General features: G+C 63.8%; 18 protein-coding genes. 14 read left to right on the forward strand and 4 right to left on the reverse strand.

What is annotated here, in order from left to right:
- Window positions 1–119: 119 nt before the first annotated feature.
- Both thrC and N4J17_RS00670 read left to right on the forward strand, forming a co-directional pair.
- The gene (gene thrC, locus N4J17_RS00665) at window positions 120–1,262 is read left to right on the forward strand and encodes a threonine synthase (RefSeq protein WP_198322419.1); all 1,143 of its coding nucleotides are present in this window, start codon (window positions 120–122) and stop codon (window positions 1,260–1,262) included.
- A 124-nt stretch (window positions 1,263–1,386) separates the two neighbouring features.
- Window positions 1,387–2,172 (forward strand): MBL fold metallo-hydrolase, encoded by a 786-nt coding sequence (locus N4J17_RS00670; protein ID WP_198322418.1) that lies wholly within the window; start codon window positions 1,387–1,389, stop codon window positions 2,170–2,172.
- Between the two features lie 21 nt (window positions 2,173–2,193).
- On the opposite strand, the gene N4J17_RS00675 is transcribed toward N4J17_RS00670, so the two are convergent.
- A complete protein-coding gene (locus N4J17_RS00675; RefSeq protein WP_169604422.1) occupies window positions 2,194–2,565 on the reverse strand; it encodes a response regulator in 372 nt (123 codons plus the stop codon).
- Window positions 2,566–2,576: 11 nt separating this feature from the next.
- Entirely contained in the window at window positions 2,577–4,673 is a 2,097-nt protein-coding gene (locus N4J17_RS00680) for an ATP-binding response regulator (protein ID WP_198322417.1), read from the reverse strand.
- A gap of 303 nt (window positions 4,674–4,976) precedes the next feature.
- Between N4J17_RS00680 and N4J17_RS00685 the strand changes: the two genes are divergently transcribed.
- The 3 genes from N4J17_RS00685 (at window position 4,977) to N4J17_RS00695 (ending at window position 10,119) form a co-directional block, all read left to right on the forward strand.
- Window positions 4,977–6,560, forward strand: a complete 1,584-nt coding sequence (locus N4J17_RS00685) for an adenylate/guanylate cyclase domain-containing protein (protein WP_198322416.1) — start codon at window positions 4,977–4,979, stop codon at window positions 6,558–6,560.
- A gap of 53 nt (window positions 6,561–6,613) precedes the next feature.
- Window positions 6,614–7,933, forward strand: coding sequence for an adenylate/guanylate cyclase domain-containing protein (locus N4J17_RS00690; protein WP_198322415.1), 1,320 nt, complete (start codon window positions 6,614–6,616; stop codon window positions 7,931–7,933).
- Window positions 7,934–8,037: 104 nt separating this feature from the next.
- Complete coding sequence (locus N4J17_RS00695; protein ID WP_198322414.1) at window positions 8,038–10,119, forward strand: AarF/UbiB family protein; 2,082 nt, start codon at window positions 8,038–8,040, stop codon at window positions 10,117–10,119.
- 53 nt (window positions 10,120–10,172) lie between these two features.
- Here N4J17_RS00695 and N4J17_RS00700 read toward each other — a convergent pair whose 3' ends face one another.
- Window positions 10,173–10,331 (reverse strand): hypothetical protein, encoded by a 159-nt coding sequence (locus N4J17_RS00700; RefSeq protein WP_198322413.1) that lies wholly within the window; start codon window positions 10,329–10,331, stop codon window positions 10,173–10,175.
- 54 nt (window positions 10,332–10,385) lie between these two features.
- On the reverse strand, window positions 10,386–10,871 hold the full coding sequence (locus N4J17_RS00705) for a hypothetical protein (protein WP_198322412.1): 486 nt from the start codon (window positions 10,869–10,871) through the stop codon (window positions 10,386–10,388).
- 861 nt (window positions 10,872–11,732) lie between these two features.
- Between N4J17_RS00705 and N4J17_RS00710 the strand changes: the two genes are divergently transcribed.
- The 9 genes from N4J17_RS00710 (at window position 11,733) to N4J17_RS00750 (ending at window position 24,651) form a co-directional block, all read left to right on the forward strand.
- Window positions 11,733–13,007 (forward strand): nitrate/nitrite transporter, encoded by a 1,275-nt coding sequence (locus tag N4J17_RS00710; RefSeq protein WP_198322411.1) that lies wholly within the window; start codon window positions 11,733–11,735, stop codon window positions 13,005–13,007.
- Window positions 13,008–13,032: 25 nt separating this feature from the next.
- Window positions 13,033–14,808 (forward strand): bifunctional protein-serine/threonine kinase/phosphatase, encoded by a 1,776-nt coding sequence (locus N4J17_RS00715; RefSeq protein WP_232470354.1) that lies wholly within the window; start codon window positions 13,033–13,035, stop codon window positions 14,806–14,808.
- Window positions 14,809–14,820: 12 nt separating this feature from the next.
- Window positions 14,821–17,283 (forward strand): nitrite reductase large subunit NirB, encoded by a 2,463-nt coding sequence (nirB, locus tag N4J17_RS00720; RefSeq protein ID WP_198322410.1) that lies wholly within the window; start codon window positions 14,821–14,823, stop codon window positions 17,281–17,283.
- 10 nt (window positions 17,284–17,293) lie between these two features.
- Window positions 17,294–17,623 (forward strand): nitrite reductase small subunit NirD, encoded by a 330-nt coding sequence (nirD, locus tag N4J17_RS00725; RefSeq protein WP_232470353.1) that lies wholly within the window; start codon window positions 17,294–17,296, stop codon window positions 17,621–17,623.
- Window position 17,624: 1 nt separating this feature from the next.
- Window positions 17,625–20,273 carry a nitrate reductase gene (locus N4J17_RS00730; protein ID WP_198322408.1) on the forward strand — a complete coding sequence of 883 codons (2,649 nt, stop codon included), beginning with the start codon at window positions 17,625–17,627 and terminating at the stop codon, window positions 20,271–20,273.
- 39 nt (window positions 20,274–20,312) lie between these two features.
- Window positions 20,313–21,617: a CmpA/NrtA family ABC transporter substrate-binding protein gene (locus tag N4J17_RS00735; RefSeq protein WP_198322407.1), complete on the forward strand. Its 1,305-nt coding sequence runs from the start codon at window positions 20,313–20,315 to the stop codon at window positions 21,615–21,617.
- Window positions 21,614–22,189 (forward strand): ANTAR domain-containing response regulator, encoded by a 576-nt coding sequence (locus N4J17_RS00740; RefSeq protein ID WP_198322406.1) that lies wholly within the window; start codon window positions 21,614–21,616, stop codon window positions 22,187–22,189. The genes N4J17_RS00735 and N4J17_RS00740 overlap by 4 nt, the downstream gene beginning before the upstream one ends.
- A gap of 84 nt (window positions 22,190–22,273) precedes the next feature.
- Complete coding sequence (locus N4J17_RS00745; protein WP_198322405.1) at window positions 22,274–22,708, forward strand: hypothetical protein; 435 nt, start codon at window positions 22,274–22,276, stop codon at window positions 22,706–22,708.
- Window positions 22,709–23,091: 383 nt separating this feature from the next.
- On the forward strand, window positions 23,092–24,651 hold the full coding sequence (locus N4J17_RS00750; protein WP_277458338.1) for an alginate export family protein: 1,560 nt from the start codon (window positions 23,092–23,094) through the stop codon (window positions 24,649–24,651).
- The last annotated feature ends 29 nt before the right edge of the window (window positions 24,652–24,680 follow it).

Consider the following 24,680-nt stretch of genomic DNA (forward strand, 5'->3'; position numbering starts at 1 on the left):
AGTCGCCCTCGATGATGAAAGCAACGGTTTGCCATGATAGTTTCCCTCACCCCAGCCCTCTCCCGCTCGCGGGAGAGGTGGACGAAGAAACGCTTCGCGTTGTTTCACGTTGAAAAACCATGACTACGACGACACGCTACACCGGCCTCATCGAACGCTACCGCGACCGCCTCCCGGTCGGCGCGGACACCCGCGTCATCAGCCTGGGCGAAGGCAATACGCCGCTGATCCGGCTGGAAAACATCCCCCGCCTGCTGGGCCGGAGCATCGAACTCTACGCGAAGTATGAGGGCCTCAATCCGACCGGCTCTTTCAAGGACCGCGGCATGACCATGGCCGTGACCCGCGCGGTCGAAGAAGGCAGCCGGGCCATCATCTGCGCCTCCACTGGCAATACCAGCGCCGCCGCGGCCGCCTATGCCGCGCGCGCCGGCATCACCGCCTTCGTACTGATTCCGGACGGCAAGATCGCCATGGGCAAGCTGGCCCAGGCCATGATGTACGGCTCGGCGGTGATCCAGATCAAGGGCAATTTCGACGACGGCATGCGGCTAGTCAAGGAAGTGGCCGGCGAAGCGCCCGTCACCATCGTCAACTCAATCAACCCGTACCGGCTGCAGGGTCAGAAGACCGCGGCCTTCGAGATCGTCGACGAACTCGGCCGGGCGCCGGACTACCACTGCCTGCCGGTCGGCAATGCCGGCAACATCACGGCGCACTGGATCGGCTACAGCGAATACGCCTGCGGCGGCCGCGACTGCGTGACTGAGTCCTGCACCTTCTGCAACGGCGACTGCCGCTTCGTGAGCGGCGGCCCGGTCTCGGCCAGCCGACCGAAGATGGTCGGCTATCAGGCCGGCGGCGCGGCACCGTTCGTGCGTGGCCACATGGTGGACCATCCGGAGACGGTGGCGACCGCCATCCGCATCGGCCACCCGCAAAGCTGGGATCAGGCTTGGCAGGTCAGCCGCGAATCCGGCGGCTGGTTCGACGAGTGCAGCGACGAGGAAATCCTCGCCGCGCAGAAAATGCTGACCGAGCACGAAGGCATCTTCTGCGAGCCGGCCTCCGCCACCTCCCTGGCCGGCGCCCTGCGCGACATCCGGAACGGCAAGATCCCCGAAGGCAGCACGGTGGTGCTGACCTTGACCGGCAACGGCCTGAAGGATCCCGACACCGCCATCGCCCAGTGCACCCAGAAGCCGCTCACCATCGAAGCCGAGCTGGATTCGGTCAAGCGCGCCATCCTCGACGTCCTCTGACGACACCAGCCGCCGCCCGCAACGGGCGGCGGCCTCCCCGTTCCGAGACGCCGATTTTTTGACATCCGGCGCCGTCACCGTCATACACTAGCCCCAACGGATCAGGCCGCTCGCGGGTTATCTCATGAAGCTGACGTTCATCGGTGTCGGTTCTGCCTTTGCCCTGCAAAACTATCAGTCGAATGTCCTGATCGAGAGCCAGGGCAGGAAACTCCTGATCGATTGCGGCAGCGATGCGCGCTTTGCCCTGCACCGGCTGGGACTCGGGGCGGAAGACATCGACGCCCTCTACGTCAGTCATCTGCATGCCGATCATATCGGCGGCATCGAATGGCTGGGCTTTTCGCGTTATTTTTCCGGCGGGATGCGGCCGGAACTCTTCATCGAGAAGCGGCTGGCGGAGCATCTCTGGGAACGATCGCTGCGAGGGGGCATGGCGTCCGTCCAGGGAAGGTCGATGCGTCTGGACGACTTCTTCTCTACGGTCCACCGCCTTTCCCCCGGCGGGGCATTCCGGTTCGGGAGCCTCGGCTTACGTCTTTTCTCGACGCTGCATTATTTCGACTGCCGTGAGCTCGCTCCGAGCTACGGTCTGGTGATCGACGTTCATCCGGAAGCCGCGGCGCCGGAAATGACCGAGCCTCGTTGCAGAATCGTGCTGACGACCGATACCCAATTTTGCCCCGACCGCCTCGCCGGACTCTACGACAGCGCGGACGTCATTTTCCAGGACTGCGAGACGGCCCCGCGGCGATCCGGCATCCACGCGCACTACGATGAGCTTTGCGGACTTCCGGCGTCGATCCGGAAAAAAATGTGGCTATACCACTACCAGGACGGGCCCCTGCCCGATGCAGCCGGTGCGGGTTTCCACGGCTTCGTCCGGCAGGGACAGGTTTTCGAATTCTGAACTCCGAAAGCCGGGTGACGGTCAGGTCCGCGGGACGAGCAGGGCTTCGATCTTGGCCAGCAGGCGGTCGAATTCGACCGGCTTGGTGTCGTAGTCGTCGCAACCGGCTTCGATGGCCTTGTCGCGGTCGCCGGACATGGCGTGGGCCGTCAGTGCGATGACCGGAATGCCGCGGGTCGCTTCTTCGGCCTTCAGTTTCCGGGTCGCCTCCCATCCGTCCATGACCGGCAGGCTCATGTCCATCAGGACGACATCCGGCATTTCGGCCTGGGCCACCGCCACACCTTCCGCACCATCGACTGCGATGACCAGCTCGTAGCCGCGCCGCAGCAGACGCCGGCTGAGCATGTCCCGATTCATCTCGTTGTCTTCCACCAGCAATATCTTCGCCATGGCCGATTCTCCTAGGCTGTGATCCCAAGGCACGCGCCGATCCGGTCGCCGAGCTCCTGCAGCAGCTCCTCCCTTCCCCGCGTCCCTTTGTTGACCACGTATTCTACGTAGCCGTTCAGGCGCTGGCGATCTTCGGCGGTGAGATCCTTGGCGGTGACGACGATCACGGGTATCGAACGCCAGGCTTCCTGCTGGCGCAATTCCTCCAGGAAACTGAAGCCGTCCATTTCCGGCATCATCAGGTCGAGAACGATCAATTCGGGCCGGTTCTCCGCCACCCGTTCGAGCGCCACCCGCCCGTTTTCGGCCTCCTCGACCACCCAGCCCTCGTGCTCCAGCATACGCCGCATCAGCTCCCGGAGGTCGGCGTGGTCTTCCACCAGCAGCACGGGACAAGGCGGATGGGCGCAGCGGTACTTCTGCAGCACCTTGGCCAAATAGTCCCTATCGATGGGCTTGGTCAGAAAATCGGTGGCGCCGAGGGCGAATCCCAGATTCCTCTCGTCCAGAATGGTGGCCATGATGACCGGAATCGGCGCCAGTTCCGAATCGGCCTTCAGCGCCGTCAATACCGCCCAGCCGCCCATTCCCGGCATCATGACGTCCAGAATGATCGCCCCCGGCCTCAATTCCCTGGCGAGTTTCAGCCCTTCCTGGCCGCTGTCCGCCTCCGCCATACGCAGACCCTGCTTCTCCAGGAAGCGCCGCATCAGGTCGCGTGCCGCCGGATCGTCGTCGATCACCAGCACGGTGGGAATCCCCTTGGCCAAAGCCGATCCGGACTCCGCGGCCGGCACCTTTTCCGGCACGCCGCCGTCTACGGGCAGGTGAATCGTGAAGGTCGAGCCGGCCCCTGCCTCGCTCTCCACGGTGATGTCCCCGCCCATCATCTGGCAGAAACGGCGGCTCAGGACCAGCCCCAGGCCGGTGCCGCCGAAATTCCGTGTGGTCGATGCATCGGCCTGCGAAAACGCCTGGAACAAACGGCTCATCTGTTCCGGGGTGATGCCGATCCCGGTGTCGTGGACCGCGAAATGCAGCCATTCCCTTCCATCGACGCTTTCCCTGTCGACGGCCAGGGTGATGACGCCGTCCCGGGTGAACTTGGAGGCATTGCTCAGCAGGTTGAACAGCGCCTGCCGCACCTTGGTCAGGTCGGCCCGGATCGAACCCATGCCTTCGGCGCATCGGACCTCGAGGCGGTTGTTGTTCTTGGCGACCACCGGCGCAATGGTCGCCACCACGTCGTCGAGCATGGGAACCACCTCGAAGGTCTCCAGGTAGACCTCCATTTTCCCCGCCTCGATCTTCGAAAGATCCAGCACGTCGTTGATCAGCGCCAACAGATGCTTGCCGGAAGCGCGGATCTTGTTCAGGTCGGCCAGTTCCTCCTCGCGCCCCGCGTCTTCGGCATCCTCCGCCAGGATCTCGCTGTAGCCGATGATGGCGTTGAGCGGCGTGCGCAGCTCATGCGACATGTTGGCGAGGAATTCCGATTTGAGTCGCGTCGCTTCGAGGGCCGCATCGCGCGCTTCCGCCAGCTCGATGTGGGCGGCTTCCAGTTGCGTCTTCCGCTGTTCCGACAGCTTCACGGCCTCGACCAGGCTCAGGACCTTGGGAACCTGCAGCGGCAGCACCAGCGCGGTGGCGACCGAAACCACGGCGGTCAGGAGCTTGGTGTATCCGGACAGCCAGTAGCTCGCGTTCCAGATCGTCCACGCCCCCATGAAATGGGTGACCGCGCAGGCGACGATGAAGAGTCCGAAGGCCAGGAATATCCAGGAAAACGGTATGTCGCGACGGGCCCGATGGATGAGATAGACCAGGGTCGCCGAGATGCAGACATAGGAGAGCCCGATCAGGAGATCGGTGCTCAGGTGCAGCCACCACAGTTGCGGCACCCAGAGGTAGCACATGCCGTGCGGCATGAAGGACTGGCCGCTGACGCCGGTCGCGAACAGGTTCGCCGCCAGTCTCGGCCAGGACAACAACAGCATCGCGGCTATCGCCACGAGCACGAGCCCGTAGGAGAACCAGCGCAGCTGCGAGACCTGCTCGATACTCTCCGGATTGGGCGGACTTGCCGGGGAAATCTCTCGACTTGACATGATCGGCTCTCCGATGGGCAGTGACCGGCGTCTGGGAGCACGGCGCACACGGCACGGCGCACACGGCCCGGCGGCCCACCCCCGTTGACAGCGTTTACGGAAATCGGTGGAATGTCAAGGCGCCTTCCAGAGACCAGCCTGGCAGGGTCGGCAGGGATATCCGACCTGCGCCGGACGGCAATGAGGTCGCTCGAAACCCCTTCGAAGCCTTACCGGGCATGGATTTTCGAAGCCGACCCTTAAGTCTTTGCGAGGCACCATGGACCCCACGGACTCGACGCCGATTCATCGGCCGCCAGCGCCATGACCGGCACGACGGCGCCGCCTCCCGACAACCGGGGGAAACTGGGCCTGGCTAAAATCCGCCATGGCCTGCGGACGCCCATCAACCATATTATCGGCTATGCCGAAATCCTCCGGGAGGAAACCGCCGACACCCTGCCCGCCGCTTTCGTCACAGACCTGGAAAAGATTCACAGCAGCGGCTACATCCTGCTGGCGCTGATCAACCGGCATCTGGGCGAGGATTGCACGCCCAACGCGGAACCCGATCTCCACGCCCTCAGCCACGAGCTGCGCACCCCGGTCAATCACATCATCGGCTACGGCGAACTGCTGGCCGAACAGTGCGACGAACTGGGCCAGCCGGACCTGAAGCCGGACCTCGCCAGGATCGTTTCCGCCGCCCACACCTGGCTGGAGATGATGGAGGAACATTTCGGCAAGCGCTCGAATCCGCCTCCCGAACCACCCTCGAACCCACCGCCTCCGGCCGCGAATTCCCCGAGCCTGCGGGAACACTGGGTCAGCATCCCTCCCACCGAAGCCCCCTCCCGCAACCTTTGCACCGGTCATCTGTTGCTGGCGGACGACGACGAACCCAATCGCGACCTGCTGCGCAGAAGGCTGGAAAAGCTGGGCTACCGCATCACGACGTGCGGGGACGGCCTGGAAGCGCTGGCGCTGGTCCGCGACACCCTGCCGGACCTGGTACTGCTGGACATGCTGATGCCCGAACTCAACGGCGACGAAGTCCTGGTCCGCATCAAATCCGACGAGGCCCTGAGCCACGTGCCGGTCATCATGATCTCGGCGCTGGACCAGGTGGAGGGCATCGCCCATTGCATCGAGCTCGGTGCGGAAGACTACCTCGCCAAGCCCTTCAATCCGATCGTGCTGCGCGCGCGCATCGGCGCCGTGCTGGAGAAAAAGCGGCTGCGCGACCTCGAGCAGGTTTACCTGAAGCAGATCGACGGGGAACGGGCGCGTTCCGAACGGCTGCTGCTGAACATCCTCCCTCAGCCCATCGCCGACCGGTTGAAAAAGGGCGAAGGCCATATCGTGAACACCTTCGACGAGGTCACGGTGATGTTCGCGGACCTGGTGGGTTTCACGGCCTTGTCCGCGGCTATGCCGCCCACCCAGCTGGTGCGCCTGCTCGACCGGATATTTTCGGCCTTCGACGAACTGGCGGACCGGCACGGGCTGGAGAAGATCAAGACCATCGGCGACGCCTACATGGCCGCCGCCGGCCTGCCGTTCCCGCTCCAGGACCACGCGGCCGCCGCCGCCCGCATGGCGCAGGACATGCACCAGACCATCGACCGGATCAGCGCCCAGTACCCGGCCGAACTGAAAATGCGGATCGGCATCTGCACCGGTCCCGTCATCGCCGGCACCATCGGCCAGAAGAAGTTCATCTACGACCTCTGGGGCGATACGGTCAACACGGCGAGCCGCATGGAATCGCACGGCCTACCCGGCCGTACGCAGGTGGCCGCCAGCACCTACGGACTGCTCCGCGGCCGTTTCGAGTTCGAAGAACGCGGCACCATCGACGTCCGGGGTAAAGGCCCGATGAAGGCTTATCTCCTTGGCTCAGCATGAAGAACGCCTTCTTTCAGCCTATCGGGCGGTGCCCCAAAGACGAGTGAAGCCGTATGCCTAAGGTCACGTATTTTCATGAAATCACTTTCGAGGACATCCCGGAAGGACAGACCCTGCTCGATGTTTCGATTCATCACAGGATTCCCCATCTTCACCAGTGCGGCGGCCAGGCGCGCTGCACCACCTGCCGCATCCAAATTCTCGACGGACTTTCCAATGTCTCACCGCGAAGCCCTCTGGAAGAGAAAGTGGCGTCCGAACGCGGGTGGGACGAATTTACCCGGCTGGCCTGTCAGACCCATGTGCACGGGGACGTGGTCGTTCGCCGGCTGCTCGACAACTCCCAGGACATCATCGTGCTCGACCTGGAAGAACTTCATGGGGGAAGCGCCGGCGAAGGGAAGGAGCTCGATTTGGCCGTGCTTTTCTCCGACATTAGGGACTTTACGACCCACAGCGAACAAAACCTGCCCTACGACATCGTGCACATGCTGAACCGCTATTTCACCGCGGCGGCCGAGCCGGTGCTCAACAACAACGGCTTCATCGACAAGTACATCGGGGACGGCATCCTGGCGGCGTTCGGCACCCGCGACGAATCCCCGGAAACCGCCTGCCGGAATGCGGTCCGCGCAGCGCTCGGAATGCTGGAGGCCGCACGCCGGCTTGCGCCGACGCTCGAACAGCAATTCCATGTTCCCTTGCATATCGGCATCGGCATCCATTTCGGAACCGCCATCCTGGGCCGCATCGGCCACCCCGGCAAGCGGCAGATCACGGTGATCGGCGATACGGTCAACACGGCGAGCCGGATCGAGAGCATGACCAAGCAGTTCGCCACCCCGATCCTGCTCAGCGACAGCGTAGTCAGCCAGCTCCCCGGAGCGCTTCAGCTCGATCCGCCGTTTGCGGTTCCACTCAAAGGCAAGACCACGCCCATGCAGCTCTACCCCTGCCGGGGTTTCACCGCTCCCGACACGATCTTCCTGGTGCAGTCGTCCTTCGACAATCTTGTGCCACGCGCGGCCGCATTCGGCGACCGCTTTTACGCTAACCTCTTCGACACTTACCCTGAACTGCGGCCGATGTTCCGCAGCGACCTCACGGCACAGAGCAAAATGCTCATGTCCATCCTGAGTTCCGCCGTGAAAGGGTTGAACCGGATGCCCGAGATCGTCGGCGGCCTGCGCGCGCTCGGAAAACGCCACCACGAATACGGCGTCAGCCGTATCGATTACGACAAGGTGTCGCGCGTGCTGATCGGAACCCTGGAAGAATTCCTCGCCGAGGAATTCACGCCGGAAGTCCAGCATGCCTGGAGAACCGTATACGGCATGATCGCGGAAACGATGATCGAAGCCGCTGAAAACTGAAGCGAATCGACGGCGTCGGTGTAACCGTCTGGCCTCCGGAGCCGGAGGATCTCAAGCAAAAGAATGCCGTGAATGCATCCACCCAGAGCAGCCGAGAAGAGCAGATGAAAAGCCCAGCGGAACACACCGAAACCCAGCGCGTCATGGTCGGGACCGACAGGTCCGAAACGGCGGATCAAGCGGTCCGATGGGCCGCATCGTTCGCCGAACGGTACGGCGCCGAACTCTTCGTGGCACAGGTGATTTCGCCCGAGAATCCCGCATCCACGGAATACGGCGCTGCCGAACGCACCCGGGCCGCGCTGGCGGGCGAGGAACTCGCCGCCTACGCCCGCCAGCTCGCCGGTGCGCGCGGCCACGGACGGGTTCTCATCGACCCGGATCCCGCCGCGGCGATCGTCCTCGCGGCCGAGCAGGAGAAAATCGACGTGCTGGTCGTCGGCAATCTGGGCATGGCGGGGCGGAAGGAATTCCTGCTGGGCAACGTCCCGAACCGCATCAGTCACAACGCCCGCTGCACCGTGGTAATCGTGAATACCATGCCGACCGGGGACCAGCCCTCCAAACCCTCCCAGACTTTCGTCCGCGGCAGAGAGCCGGCGCCCACCGAGCCTCGATTGATGGCACGTGGCTCCCAGATCGCGGCGGTGATGGCAAGGCACGGATTGAAGGAGCTGTTCGGACGTCCGGACGAGGAAGGATCGACCGGCCGGCGGCGGCAGGCCAAACGGCTGCGTTCGGCGCTCGAGGAACTCGGCCCCACCTTTTCCAAGCTCGGCCAGATCCTGTCGACTCGGCCCGACCTGCTGCCCGCCGAGTACATCGAGGAGCTGGAGAAGCTGCAGGACCACGTGCCGCCGTTGACCGAGCGGGAAGTCGTCGGAGTGTTCGAGCGGGAACTCGGCGTGCCCTGGGAGGACGTGTTCGAGTCGATCGAGCCGAAACCGCTGGCCGCCGGCACCATCGCCCAGGTTCACCGCGCCACGCTGGTGGGGGGAAACCGGATCGTCGTCAAGGCGCAGCGGCCCAACGCCCGGGAAGAGATTGAACAGGACCTAGCCCTGCTGGAGGTGTTCGCCGAAAAGGTCGGAGAGCGTCCGGCCCTGAAGAAAGTCATCGACATGGAAGCGGTATTCAAGCACCTCTCCTCGTCGCTGCACCGCGAGCTCGACTTCCGGCAGGAGGCCGAGAACATCGCGCGGATGCGGGAGGTCCTCATGGGCTACGATCGTCTCAGCGTCCCCGCGATCTATAACGACTTGTCGACCTCGCGCATCCTGGTGATGGAAGAAATCCAGGGCGTGCCGGTGGTGGAAGCACCGGAAGGCCCGGAGCGGTCGAAAGCCGCCCGGCAACTGCTGGAAAGCTACTACAAGCAGATTCTCGTCGACGGCTTCTTTCACGCCGACCCGCACCCCGGCAACCTGAAATGGTGGAACGAGCGGATCTATTTTCTCGATTTCGGGATGGTCGGAGACGTCGGCCCCGAGGTCCGCGAAAACCTCATGCTACTGCTGATGGCGTTCTGGCAGGGCGATGCCGTGTTCCTCAGCGAAGTCACGCTGATGCTGGCCGGCTCCACCGATCGCAGCGACCTGGACATCGCCCGCTTCCAGGCCGAAATCGGCGAGCTGATGGCGAAATACCGCACTGCAGCGCTGGCGGACATGCAGATCGGCGTGATTCTCCAGGAAATGTGCGAGATCGCGCTGCGTTACGAGGTCCCGATGCCGGCGTCCCTGACACTGATCGGCAAGGCGCTGGCCCAGGTCCAGATGGCCACGGCGCGGCTGGACCCCACGCTCGATCCTTTCGACATCGCCGGCCATTTCCTGATGCGGTCGATGTTCAAGGGCATGCGTTCCCGGCTCGATCCGAAGGCTCTGCTTTACCAATCCCAGAAGCTGCAGGTGCGCGCCACGCGGGTGATCGACGCGCTGGAGCGGCTGGTCGGCGCACGGCCGGGACCCAAGCTCGAGGTGAAATTCCGCGCCAACACGCTCGAAGACGTCGTGCACCGAACCGGACACCGTGTGGCCTTGGGGCTGACGGCCGCCGCCAGTCTGCTCGCCGCCGGACTCACGGCCGGCTCGGCGGCGGTCGCTGAATGGATCCCCGCGGGCTTTGGCGTCGGAGGCGCTGTGCTGACCCTCGGCTTGATCGCCGATGCGATGCGCCGGCACTGAGTCCCGAGGGGTCGATCATGATGCACCGGATCGGTTTGCCCAAACCGGCCGGTTCAAAGTTCTGATGTGTCGCAGGACGGGCTCTTGGCACCGCCGCTGCGGATCGAACGCAGGATGGATTTCTCGAGCCCGTAAGCCATGATGGCCATGACCAGCCCGACCAGCCGGCGCTCCAGCCGCTGAAAGAAAGACCTCCGAGATCGACCGTTCATGCCTTCTCCCCCGCCCGATGGGCAAACCCAAGGCGCTGCCTAACCGGCGAGTCCTCAGGGAATGTCAAACTCCCGCTCATCCTCCGGCGTGCCGGACCCTTGAAAGAAGTCCGGACCGAGTTCGGAAACCGGAGCGCCCTTGCAGCGGAAATTCGCGATGAGCTTGCCGCCTTTGTCAACGACGACGCCGTCCTTTTTCCAGCCCTTGCCGCTGCCGGTATAGACCACGTAGTTGTACTCGCCCTTGCTGAATCGCAGAAAGGCGCCGCCGCCGGAATACATCAGGGTTTCGCCTTTGACGGCTGTCGCCGGATGGGCGGCCGGATCGGGCAACTTGATTTCCGGATGGCCTTCCGGGCCGAATCGGTACTGGATGAAACCCGCCGTCGGCGACAGCTCCTTCGACGCGCAGACCGATACGATCTTCTCGCCCACTCCGCAGGAAAACACCGTCTCCTCCTCGGCGGTACAGTGACTGGCCCCTGGGTATGAAACAGCCGGAACCAGGCCGAGCGTCAACAAACCCGCAATTCTTTTCATTTGCCCCCCCTTACGAGCCGGAAATGCCGATCTTACTTCAGATGACCGACTGCCGGGATACTTGCGGCCTGTCTGGGACAGCGGCCACCATCTTTAAAAAAACCGGCGCCATCGCAGCGGATTGCATGAGCAGCTCAACCCGGCTTCGCCAAAGTCAGGCGGGGGAATGACGTCCATCTCCACCAAGACCACGTCTGCTCCCGCCCCGCGTCAGAGCCATGATCTCATCCGTACTCATCTTGACCGTGGCGGCTCCGCGGAGGAAGGCAAAGGGGTTTGCGGGCCGCTTGGTTTCCGTAGGCAAGCGCAGCACTTGTCCATCCTCCGGGAGCTTGAATCCACCACGCTTCCCGCCCCCAACCCGAGCACGACATGAACGACTCTGGGAATGGTGACCTGCCCTTTGCTGGCCAGTGTGCCAGTCATGTGCCCTGCCTCAAGGTAATAGTATTCAAAACAATGCCGTTACCTTGCAGAAGGCGGCGTAGGAAGGGCCGGTCCGGATCGCCCGGTATGAATGGACAACGGACCGGCGCTTCCTGCCAGCGAACCGGATTTTCTGCCTCATTTCGATGCGCTGTGTTCCACAATTGCACTTCATCCTGTCGCAAACGATTCTGCGCGGCGTCTCCTTTTGAGTAATTTACCTTTTTAAATCAATCTTATACACACTAAACCCAAATATGGTACAGATCATGCTTATCTCTTTTTGAAGCCTGCGCCAACGGCGGCGCGGCACCAGGACAAAGGCGTCTTGGGCTTTTGCGGAAAAACACCTTCTGCGAAGCCTAAGGCGTTTTTTTTTGCCTCGGGACCCACCCCGACATGGCACCGTAAGGCCCAAGACCCGGAGCAGCAGTCATGAACTTCAAAGAATTCAAGCAGGCAGGACATTGGCCTACCCTGCTTTCCGCCTTTCTCTATTTCGACGTGTCCTTCATGGTCTGGGTGATGCTCGGACCGCTTTCCCTCTACATCACCAAGGACTTGGCGCTGCCGCTCGAGGAGAAGTTCACCATCGTCGCCGTACCCATCCTCTCCGGCGCGGTGTTCCGCATTATCCTGGGCTCCATGGCCGACCACATCGGCCCCAAGCTGACCGGCATCCTGGCCCAGCTGCTGGTGATCCTGGGCCTCGCCTATGTGTTCGTGTTCGGCCTGCACTCCAAACTGGAGGTCGAAATCCTGGGGCTGCTGCTGGGCGTGGCCGGCGCCAGTTTCGCCGTGGCCCTGCCGCAGGCCAGCCGCTGGTATCCACCCAAGTTCCAGGGCGTGGTGATGGGCATCGCCGGGGCCGGCAACATGGGCGTGGTGCTCGATTCCATGATCGTGCCTTGGCTGGCCGAGAAGTTCGGCTGGCAGGCGGTGTTCGGCTTTCTGCTCATCCCATTGGTGATCGTCCTGATCGTCTATGCGGTGCTGGTGAAGGATGCTCCGGACAAACGGACGCCGGTCACCCTGGCGAACTACGTCGCGGTCATGAAAGACCCGGACGCCTGGTGGTTCATGTTCTTCTATTCCATCACCTTCGGTGGCTTCGTCGGTCTCGGCAATGCCCTGCCGCTTTACTTCACCAACTGGTATCACGTCTCCGGCATCGCGGCCGGCATGATGGTCGCCATCGTGGTGTTCGCCGGCTCGATGTTCCGTCCGGTCGGCGGCTATCTGGCCGACCGCATCGGCGGTATCCGCGCTCTTCAGGTGCTGTTCGTGGTGGTGTCGCTGGCTTACCTGGCCATCTCGTTCATGCCCGAAGGGCCGGCGCCAGAGGCCTTGGGCACTGCCAAGGTGGCCGGCTGGAGCTTGGGGGAACTGCCGGCGCAAGGCTGGGGAGCGGTCGCCATCTTCTTCGCCGGTACCCTGGCGCTGGGGATGGGCAACGGTTCGGTGTTCCAACTGGTGCCGCTGCGCTTCCGCAAGGAAATCGGGGTGGTCACCGGCCTGGTCGGCTGCGCCGGCGGTGTGGGCGGCTTCTTCTTGGCGAAGACCCTCGGCCTGTCGTGGGAAATACAGCATGGCTTCGCGCTCGGGTTCAGCGTGTTCGCCGTCCTCCCGCTGCTCGGCCTGGGCGGGCTCGTGCTGGTGAGGAAACGTTGGCGCACGACCTGGGGCGCAGTTTCCGGAGCACAGGTCTGACCGCGAGCCGGATCCCGACAGCGCCATGACCATTTCCGGCCAACCCGTCCTCCGCGCTGCCATCGTCACCCTGCAAGGGCGGCGCGAAGACAATCAGGACTTTGCCGCTATCGCCGAACCACCGCTGCGGGATGCCGCTGCGCGCGGCTTCGTAGCGGCCGTGGCCGATGGCATCGGCGGCGCCCGCGGCGGCCGGGTCGCGGCAGAAGTGTCGGTGCGCGGTTTCATGGAAGCCTACTACGGCCTGCCCGAAACCTTGGGAATGGAACAGTTGCTGGACCGTTGCCTGGGCTCGGTCAACCGCTGGGTGCATGCCATGGGCCGGGTGGATCCCGAGCTGGCGCACATGGGCACGACCTTCAGCGGATTGATCTTCCGCGGCCGCCGGGCTTACCTCGCACATGTGGGCGACTCGCGCATCTACCGCCTGCGTGGCGACGATCCAGAGCTGCTGACCTTGGATCACACCCTGAGTGGGCCGGGGCTGGATCATGTCCTGTACCGCGCGGTCGGACTCGATCCCGGCCTCCGGATCGATTACAGCGTGTACCCGCTGGAACCGCACGACCGTTTTCTGCTGTGCAGCGACGGCCTGCACGGCAGCCTCGAACAGGAACAGATCAAGGCGATCCTGCAGGAACGGGCCACCCCCGAAACCACGGCCGAGGCGCTGGCGCTCCGGGCGTTCGAACAGGGCAGCCAGGACAATATCACGGCCCTGGTGGTGGATGTCATCGCCCTGCCACCGGCCGAACGGCAGACTCTGCGTCTCGCCATCGAGACTTTACCCCTGCTGGAACTGCCCAAGACCGGTGAAATGATGGACGGCTACCGCATGGAGCGGCTGCTTTCCTCCGGACGCTACAGCGCATTGTTCCTCGCCGCCGATACCCTGAGCCAGGGCAAGCCGGTGGTGGTGAAGTTTCCGCATCCGCGGGTCGCCAGCGAACGGGAATATTACGATGCCTTCGTGCGTGAGGCATGGATCGGGGCCCGAGTGAAGAGCCCCTGGGTCGGCGAGGTCCTCGAGCAGCCCCCCGGACGCCAGACCCGGCTCTATTCGGTGATGCCTTTCTATCCCGGCGTCACCCTGGAATACGCCCTGGTGCAGCGGCCGCGCATCGACCTGGAAGCCGGGATCGATCTCGCCTTGAAGCTGTGCAAAGCGGTGCATGCCCTGCACCGGCAACAGATCGTCCACCGCGACATCAAACCGGACAATGTTCTGCTGGAGCCGGGAGGCGGCCTCAAACTGCTGGACCTCGGCATCGCCCGGCTGCCGGCCTGGGACGAGGACCAGGCCGATCCCGTCCCCGGCACCCCCAGCTACATGGCGCCGGAAATGTTTCAGGGCGAACGTGGCAGCATCGCCACCGATGTGTTCGCGCTCGGCGTGACCCTGTACCGGATGTTCGCTGGCGGCGCCTACCCCTATGGCGAGGTCGAACCGTTCAGCAGACCGCGTTTCAGCGTTCCGAAACCGCTGACCGCCCATCGGCCGGATCTGCCGGCCTGGCTGGACGCAGTGCTGACCCGGGCCATCGCGGCCGATCCGGCGCAGCGCCCGGCCGATGCCGTGGAACTGGCTTACGAGCTGGAGGCCGGGCTGGAAAAAGGCGGCGGCAGGCGCAGCCCGCGGCGGCGCCTGCCGCTGTACGAGCGCAATCCCCTGCAATTCTGGAAAGCCGTCGCGGCGCTGCTGCTGACCCTGCTGACCGTGGCCGGCCTGCGCCTGTCGCTGCCGTCCTGCCGACCCGCCGGCGCGGCATTACATCTTAAAAAAACCCTTGAATCACGATAACGGAGACTCGCGATGAGCAAGCCCAAACTCGTCCTCATCGGCAACGGCATGGCCGGCGTCCGCACGCTGGAAGAGCTGCTGAAGCTGGCGCCCGGCAAATACGACATCACCGTGTTTGGCGCCGAACCCCATCCCAACTACAACCGCATCCTGCTCTCGCCGGTCCTGGCCGGCGAAAAGACCCTGGACGACATCGTCCTCAACGACGATGCCTGGTATACCGGACACGGTATCACTCTGCACAAAGGCAAGAAAGTCGTCGCCATCGACCGGGTCCGCCGCTGCGTCCGCACCGAAGACGGGACCGTAGCGGGCTATGATCGCCTGTTGCTGGCGACCGGCTCGACGCCTTTCATCCTACCGGTACCGGGCAGAGACCTGGAAGGCGTGGTCGGCTTCCGCGACATCCGCGACGTCGAGCGGATGCTGGAAGCCTCGGAAAAGCACCGTTACGCCGTGGTCATCGGCGGCGGGCTGCTGGGACTGGAAGCCGCCAACGGCCTCAAGAAGCGCGGCATGAACGTCACCGTGGTGCACCTGCTCGATACCCTGATGGAGCGGCAGCTCGACAAACCGGCAGCGGGCCTGCTGCAACGGGCACTGGAAAACAGCGGCCTCAACTTCAAGCTGGAAGCCCAGACCGAGGCTTTGCTGGGCGAAGGCCGGGTCCGCGCCGTCCGTTTCAAGGACGGCTCGGAAATCCCCGCCGATCTGGTGGTCATGGCAGTGGGCATCCGCCCCAATATAGAACTGGCCAAAGCCGCCGGCATCCATTGCGAGCGCGGCATCCTGGTCAGCGACACGATGCAGACCTTCGATCCTCAGGTCTATGCGGTCGGTGAATGCGTGCAGCACCGCGGTGAACTGTTCGGCCTGGTCGCGCCGCTGTTCGAACAGGCCAAGGTCTGCGCCAACCATCTGGCCGAATTCGGCATCGCCCGCTATCAAGGATCGGTCACCTCGACCAAGCTCAAAGTGACCGGCATCGACCTCTTCTCCGCCGGGGAATACCAGGGTGGACCCGGTTGCGAGGAACTGCTGTTCCAGGACCCTTCGCGCGGCGTCTACAAGAAACTGGTGGTCCGCGACAACAAGGTTACCGGCGCGGTGCTGTACGGCGACACCGTGGATGGTGCTTGGTATTTCCAGATGATGCGTGACGGTACCGACATCTCCGCCTTCCGCGAGCACATCCTGTTCGGCCAGGCCCACATGGGCGATTCCGGCCACGGCGCCGAAAGCCATGCCGTCCGGCTGGCGGAGGACGCCGAGGTCTGCGGCTGCAACGGGGTCTGCAAAAAGACCATCGTCGATGCCATCATCCAGAAGAAACTGTTTACGCTGGATGAAGTGCGCACCCATACCAAGGCCTCGGCCTCTTGCGGTTCCTGCACCGGTCTGGTCGAACAGATCCTGCAGAGCACCCTGGGCAGCGATTACTCGGTCAGTCCCGCCAAAAAGCCCCTCTGCAAATGCACAGACCTCACCCACGAGGAGGTGCGGGAAGCCGCGCGCACCCAGGGTCTGAAAACCATCCCGGAACTCATGGGTGCGCTGGGCTGGCGAACGCCAGACGGCTGCCACACCTGCCGCCCGGCGCTCAATTACTACCTGCTGTGCCAATGGCCGGACGAATACCGGGACGACCCGCAATCCCGCTTCATCAACGAACGTGTCCATGCCAACATTCAGAAGGATGGCACCTATTCCGTTGTTCCCCGGATCTGGGGCGGCGTGACCAATCCGCGCGAACTGCGGGCCATCGCCGATGTGGCCGAGAAATTCCAGGTCCCCTGCGTCAAGATCACTGGCGGCCAGCGCATCGACCTGCTGGGCGTACCCAAGGCACGGCTACCGGCCATTTGGGCGGAGTTGGGCAAGCACGGCCTGGTGTCCGGCCATGCCTACGGGAAATCGCTGCGGACGGTGAAGACCTGCGTCGGTAAGGAATGGTGCCGTTTCGGCACGCAGGATTCGACCACCCTGGGCATCGAGCTGGAGAAGATGACCTGGGGCTCCTGGACGCCGGCCAAGGTCAAGATGGCGGTGTCCGGCTGTCCCCGCAACTGCGCCGAAGCCACGATCAAGGATTTCGGAGTGGTGGCGGTCGACTCCGGCTGGGAATTACATGTCGGAGGCAACGGCGGCGTGAAAGTGCGGGCGACCGATTTCCTGTGCAAGGTACAGACGGATGAGGATGTCATGGAATACGCCGCAGCCTACCTGCAACTATACCGGGAAGAAGCCCGCTACCTGGAACGCACGGCGCACTGGATCGAAAGGGTGGGATTGCCGTACGTACACAGCCGCCTCGTCGACGACGCCGAAGGCCGCAAGGCGCTATGTGCCCGCTTCCTGGCGTCACAGCGCAAAGCACAGACCGATCCCTGGGCCGAGCGCGCACAAGGTGCGGAAAAACACGAGTTCGAGCCGCTGACACCCCAGGAGCGGAATAACCATGCCTGCATCGCCTGAGGAAAGTGCTATGAACTCATGGACTCCCATCGCCAGCCTGGAAGACATTCCCCGCCAGGGCGCCCGCATCGTCGCGACGCCGGAAGGCGCCATTGCCGTTTTCCGCACCCTCGATGACCGGGTCTTTGCCCTGCTCGACCGCTGTCCGCACAAGGGCGGACCGCTGTCGGAAGGCATCGTCCACGGCGCTCGCGTCACCTGCCCCCTGCACAACTGGGTGATCGAGCTCGATTCCGGCCAGGCGGTCGCACCGGACGAAGGCTGTGTCCGCCGTTTCCCCGTCCGCATCGAGGACGGCATGGTGGCGATCGTCCTCCCGGATACACTGGTGGGAACCTGACATGAACCCTCAGTTCCGGCGGACCGTCCAAACCACCTGTCCTTACTGCGGCGTAGGCTGCGGCGTACTGGCCACGGTCACCGCTGCGGGCGTGGAAATCCAGGGCGACCCGGATCATCCGGCCAATTTCGGCCGCCTGTGCTCCAAAGGCTCGGCGCTGGGGGAGACATTGTCGCTCGACACCCGCCTGCTCCATCCCGAAATCGGCGGCATCCGTACCGGCTGGGACCAGGCGCTGGACACGGTCGCCGACCGGTTCCGCGAAACCCTCGATCGGCACGGCCCCGATTCGATCGCCTTCTACGTTTCCGGGCAATTGCTGACCGAGGACTATTACGTCGCCAACAAACTGATGAAAGGCTTCATCGGTTCGGCTAACATCGACACCAACTCCCGGCTGTGCATGTCTTCCACCGTCGCGGGCCACAAGCGCGCCTTCGGCGAGGATCTGGTGCCGGGCTGCTATGAGGACCTGGAACTGGCCGATCTGGTGGTGCTGGTCGGCTCGAACACGGCATGGTGCCACCCCGTGCTGTTCCAGCGCATCCTGGCGGCGCGGCGCGCCGAGCCGAAACGCCGCATCGTCTGCATCGACCCGCGCCGGACGGCGACCGCGGAAGCGGCCGACCTCCACCTCCCCATCCGGCCGGGCAGCGACGTGCTGCTGTTCAACGGGCTGCTGCACCATCTGCGGCACAACGACTGCCTCGACTTCGAATTCATCGAACGGCATACCGAAGGCTATGCCGCAGCCTTGGGCACGGCGAAGGAAACCGCGCCCACCCTTCCGGCCGTCGCCGCCGGCTGCGGGCTTGCGGAAAGCGACGTGGCACGGTTCTTCCGGATGTTCGCCGCGACCGAACGGACGGTGACGCTGTGGTCGCAGGGCGTCAATCAGTCGACCCAAGGCACCGACAAGGTCAATGCCATCCTCAATGTGCATCTCGCCACCGGCCGTATCGCCAAGCCCGGAGCGGGCCCGTTGTCGCTGACCGGCCAGCCCAACGCCATGGGCGGCCGCGAGGTCGGCGGACTGGCCAATCAGCTCGCCGCCCACCTCGACCTCGACGATCCCCGCCACCGCCGGCAAGTGCAGGAATTCTGGCGCTCTCCCCGTATCGCCGACCGGCCCGGCTATCTTGCCGTCGATCTGTTCAGGGCCATCGGCGAAGGCAAGATACGCGCGGTCTGGATCATGGCCACCAACCCGGCGGTGAGCCTTCCAGACGCCCATGCCGTGCGCCGCGCCTTGAGCGCCTGTCCCTTCGTCGTGGTGTCCGACTGCGAACGCGACACCGATCTGGCCCGCTTCGCCCATGTTCAGCTTCCAGCGCTGGCCTGGGGCGAGAAAGACGGCACGGTCACCAATTCGGAACGGCGCATCTCACGCCAGCGCGCCTTTCTCGATGGCCCCGGCGAAGCCCGGCCGGACTGGTGGATCATCGCCGAGGTGGCCAAACGCATGGGTTTTGGCGCCGCCTTCGACTACCGGAGCGCTGCCGACATATTCGCCGAACACGCCAGGCTCTCTGCAATCGCCGGCGCCGGACAACGCCGTTTCGACCTGTCCGGGCTGCAAACCGCTTACGACGACCTGGCGCCGACCCAGTGGCCGGTCGATGCCGGACATCCTCAAGGCACGCCCCGACTCACTTTCGACAGCAGGCGTGGCAGGCTGAAATTCGTCGCCGTCCGGCCACAACCCCCGGCCCATGCACCCGATGCCGACTATCCGCTGGTCCTCAACACCGGCCGCATTCGCGACCAATGGCACACCATGACCCGGACCGGCAAGACCCCGCGCCTCACCGGACACATGCCCGAGCCTTTCGCCGAGTGCCACCCCGCCGACGGCGAGCGCCTGGAACTCACCGACGGCGCCCTAGCTCGGCTGGAAAGCCGCTACGGCAGTGCCCTGGCGCGGGTCCGGTTCAGTGCCGGCCAGCAGCCGGGCACGGTGTTCATCCCCATGCACTGGAGCGAGAGCAATAGCCGGCACAGCTTGGCCAACGCCCTGGTGAACCCGGCGGTCGACCCCATTTCCGGCGAACCCGAGTTCAAGCACACCCCGGTGCAGCTCATGCCTTACCGGCCCCGATGGTACGGATTCGCCATCGCCCGGCGGCGGATCGAATTCCCCGAGGCCGCCTATCGAGTGGTGATTCCCGCCCGCAACTGCTGGCGCCACGAACTGGCCGGCGAAGCCCTCCCGGAAGACTGGCGGCGCTGGACGCGGGAACGGCTCGGCCTGGAAAGCGATGACTGGGACGACTGGCTGGAATTCGCCGACCCGCGCGCCGGCCGCTACCGCTGCGCATGGATCGTGCAGGGCCGGATCGAGTTCGCCCTGTTCGTGAGCCCCAGCCATGAATTGCCGCCCCGCGACTGGCTGGCCGGGCTGTTCGACCAGGAAGCCCTGGCCGAGACAGCGCGTGCCAGCCTGCTGGCGGGACGGCCGCTTTCGGCCGAAGACGATCGGGGCAGGATCGTTTGTGCTTGCTTCGGAGTCGGCGACAAGACGCTTTGCCGGGTCATCGCTTCGGAAGGACTGAGGACACCGGAGCAAGTCGGAGCGGCACTCAAAGCCGGCACCCAATGCGGTTCCTGTCTGCCGGAAATCCGCTCCCTCCTTGCCGAAGCGCAGCGCTGACGGGCAGGATATCCGGGGACACCGCTTCGATCGAATCGTATGGACAACGCTCAGGAAACCGCCTTCGGCAACGACATCGAGAAACCCCGGCTGACACTGGGTTTCATTCCACTCACAGACTGCGCCCCGTTCGTCATCGCCCTGGAAAAAGGTTACTTTCGACGACACGGCCTGGACGTCGTACTGTCACGCCAGCCATCCTGGGCGGCCATCCGCGACAAGGTCGCGACCGGCCTGCTGGACGGTGCCCACATGCTCGCACCGATGCCGATCGCCACCACCCTTGGCCTGGGTGGGGTACGGAAGGCCACCATCGCGCCGATGTCGCTGGATCTCAACGGGAACGCCGTGACGGTATCCAACGCGCTGTACCAGCGCCTCACCGCCGTAGGAGGCGCCGAGCCTGCCCAGCGGCCGGTTTCGGCCCGCTGCCTTCGGCGTTTGCTGGAACTGGACTCCGGCGGCGAGGCCGTGCGGTTCGCCACGGTATTCCCCTTCTCCTCGCACAACTACCTGCTGCGCTATTGGCTGGCATGTGCCGGCGTGGACCCCGACCGCCACATCGGCATGACAGTCATTCCGCCGCCGCAGATGCCACGCTGCCTGGCGGCGGGGGAGATTTCCGGCTACTGCGCGGGTGAACCCTGGAATGCCTATGCCGTGGCCCAGAGGATCGGCCGGGTGCTGATCACCGGCCATGAAATCTGGAACAACAGTCCCGAAAAAGTGTTGGGCGTCAACCAGGATTGGGCCGAACGCCATCCCAATACCCTGCGGGCCCTCCTCATGGCGCTCCTCGAAGCGGCGCAATGGCTCGATCGGCCCGAAAACCGGACGGAAGCCGCTGCCCTCCTTGCGAATCCCGACTATGTCGGCGTTCCGGCGGAGATCCTCCAGATGTCGATGACGGGTTCGTTTCAATACGCGACGGGCGAAAAGACCGTCTCCCTGCCCGACTTCAACGTGTTTCACCGCTACGCCGCGACCTTCCCCTGGCGCTCCCACGCGGTGTGGTTCCTGACCCAGATGTTGCGCTGGGGGCAGATCGCCGAACCCCTCGACCTGCACGCGGTTGCGGCGCAAGTGTATCGCCCCGACCTCTATCGGGAGGCCGCGACGGCCCTGGGCCTGCCCTGCCCGTCCGGCGATTACAAGCGCGAGGGCATCCATACCGAGCATTGGACCCTGGACGCCGGCACCTCATCCCTGGTCATGGGGCCGGACCTGTTCTGCGATGGAACCGCCTTCGACCCGGCGGACCCCATCGCTTATCTCGCCGGCTTCGGGCTTCACCGCATGGGGTTGAAGGCCGACTATCTCGCACAAGGGGTGAATTCGCAGTGAGCCTGCGCATCATGCTGGTCGACGAGGACGACGAACGCAGCGCCGTCCTGCAGGAGGCACTGGCCGAAGCCGGCTACCGCGTCGTGGCCCGCTTGCGAAACGAGGAAAACCTGGCGCTCGCGGTCGGCGAATACAAACCGGACATGGTGATCATCGACATGGAAGCCCCCGGCCGCGATACACTGGAACAAATGCGCGAAGTCAGCCGGGACAACCCCAAACCCATCGTGCTGTTTTCCAACAACCGCGACAGCGAATTCATCCGCCAGGCGGTGCGGGCGGGCGTCAGCGCCTACGTCGTCGATGGACTGAGCCGGGAACGGATACTACCCATCGTCGAGGTCGCCATGGCTCGCTTCAGCGAATTCCAGGTGCTGCGGCGCGAACTCGAAGACACCCGCGCCCAGCTCGCCGACCGCAAGCTGGTGGAGAAAGCCAAGGGCCTGCTCATGAAGCACCGCGGCCTCAGTGAAGACGAGGCCTACCAGTCGTTACGCAAGACCGCGATGGCGCGGAACCAGCGTATCGTCGATGTCGCCCGCACTCTGCTGGCGCTAGAAGATTTTCTCTGATGCGTAGGACCGCTCGCGTACCCGACAGTCGGTGCCGGAACCGCCCCATGGTAAACTGCGGCTCCCAGACTCCCCGGGGCGACCATGAGCGTAGCGTTACGACTGTACGAACAACTGACCGAGGCGGGCGAGGACAAGACGCGCGCCAAACTGATCGCGGAAGCCTTCGAGCATCTGGAGGACCGCTATCCCCAGTTGAAGGACGTGGCGACCGCCGGCCAGGTGCGCGAGACCGAATTGCGGCTGCAGAAGGAGATCAAGGAAGTCGAAGGGAAACTGCAGAAGGAGATCAAGGAAGTCGAAGCGAGACTGCAGAAGGAGATCAAGGAAGTCGAAGCGAGACTGCAGAAGGAGATCAAGGAAGTCGAATTGAAGCTCCAGAAAGAGATCAAGGAGGTGGAAGTGCGTCTGACCCAGGCCATCCATCGCCAGACCCTCTGGGTGGTCGGTTCCGTCGGTGCGGTCGTGGGAATGATCCGGCTGCTGGAATGGTTCCTCGCCCACATGCCAAATCCCTAGCGCAGATAGCTCCTCCTCTCGGAGTTTCTACCCCCTTTCCCCCGGCACCAAGCCTGCACAAGCAAAAGACCGTTCACTTCCTGGGAACGGTGATCGCCACAAATGGCGGCGCGACGCCCCGATATCGTGCTCCAGTCGCGCGCGGCGATTCTGCCCTGCCACTCTAACCCCATTAAAAAACATATAGTTATATCTATTCGACTCCATTGGCATCGATAGTGCTTTGGTAATGACTGGATAAAGCGGTATCCCGCGCCAACGGCGGCGCGGACCTTTGAGACAAAGGCGTCTTGCGGTTTTCGGAATGTTCCGGAAATCGCAGACGCCTTTTTTTGTGCGCCAACGTCACGCATCCAATCCGAGGGGACACGAAAATGGCTCAGATGAATTCGAACCAGGACCAGACCAAGGCAGAGCCCGCAGCGGCCGCCGCCATCACCCGCCGGTCGAAGACCGCCGGCACCGCCCTGTTCAGTGCCTTGCTGGCCTTGTCTGAGGCCGCTTGGGGCGCGGAGGCGGACAAACAGACCAAGCCCCCGAGCACCTTGCCCACCGAATGGGCCGGGCCGGCGGACACCCGAATCAAACTGGAAGTATTCGACCGCGCCCGTGGCGAATTCGCCGACTGGTTCGGCAATCCTTGGGTCAAGGGAAAGCCCCTTCCTAAGGACTACAACTACAGCTTCGTGGGCAACAAGTTCCAGTTGGGCCTGCGAGTGACCGCCGAACCCTTCGAAGCCTTCGCCCAGTTCCAGGACACCTATATCGGCGGCCTGCCGACCCATGGCGTCGGCATAGGCGCCGCGTATTACACCAGCACCCCCTTGAGCACCCAAAACGGTGCCTTTCTGCGGCAAGGTTGGCTGCGGCTGAAGGACATGTTCGGCGTCAATGGCCTGTATCTCAACGGCGGCCGCCAATTGTTTTCCGACGGCCAGCAGGGCCTCGCCCGCCACAAGAATCTGCGCTGGATCCAGGACTACCGCATCGCCCAGCGTCTTATCGGCCCCTTCGAGTACACCCACGCCGGCCGCAGCTTCGACGGCGGCAGCATCGGCTTTCTGACGGATGACCTGGAGGTCACCGGTTTCGGCTTCATGCCTACCTTCGGCGGCTTCGAGTCCAACGGCATGCCGACCATCGGCAAAGTCAACGTGGCCGGTGCGAGCCTCAGCCTCCGGGATTCGGAAAACGTCGGCAATACCATAGGGCGCCTGTCCTGGTACTACTACTCGGACGACAGGGACATCCTATTCGTCGACAACCGCCCCCTCGCGGCGCGCAAAAAAGCAGTGGGCCAAGGCTCGGCGATCCACACCATCGGCGGCCACTTGGCGCATATCGAGGAAATCGGCCCCGGCGTAGCGGACGGGACGGTCTATGCCTTCGGCCAGGTCGGCAATTGGCAGAGCCAGAATCAGCGGGCCTGGGCCTTCGGGATCGAGGCTGGCTACCAGTTCAAGGAGGTGTGGGCATCCCCCTGGCTGCGGGCGGGCATCAACAGCGGCTCGGGCGACGACAATCCAGGTGACGATACCCACGGCACCTTTTTCCAGATGCTGCCCACGGCCTGGCTGTATGCCCAGTTCCCGTTCTACAACATGATGAACAACCAGGACATCTTCGTGCAGGGCATGCTGACCCCCGACCCCAAGCTCAGCTTGAAGCTGGACTTCCACGCGCTACGGGTCAATGCTCCCCAGGACTTCGTTTATTCAGGCTCGGGCGCGACCAACGACACCGTGTTCGGTTATGTGGGCACACCGACGGGCGGTGCCAGCAACCTGGCCTATCTCACCCACGTGATGATCAACCTGAAGCCGATCGACCATCTGGCCTTCAACCTGTTTTACGGCCATGCTTTCGGCCAGAGCATCATCAACAACCAGTACGACGGTAAACAGGGCAACTACGGTTTCCTGGAAACCATCGTTTCGTTCTGAGCGTCAGCACCAATGACCCTGCAATCCCT

It is taken from the genome of Methylococcus capsulatus (assembly GCF_036864975.1).
GTDB lineage: Bacteria > Pseudomonadota > Gammaproteobacteria > Methylococcales > Methylococcaceae > Methylococcus.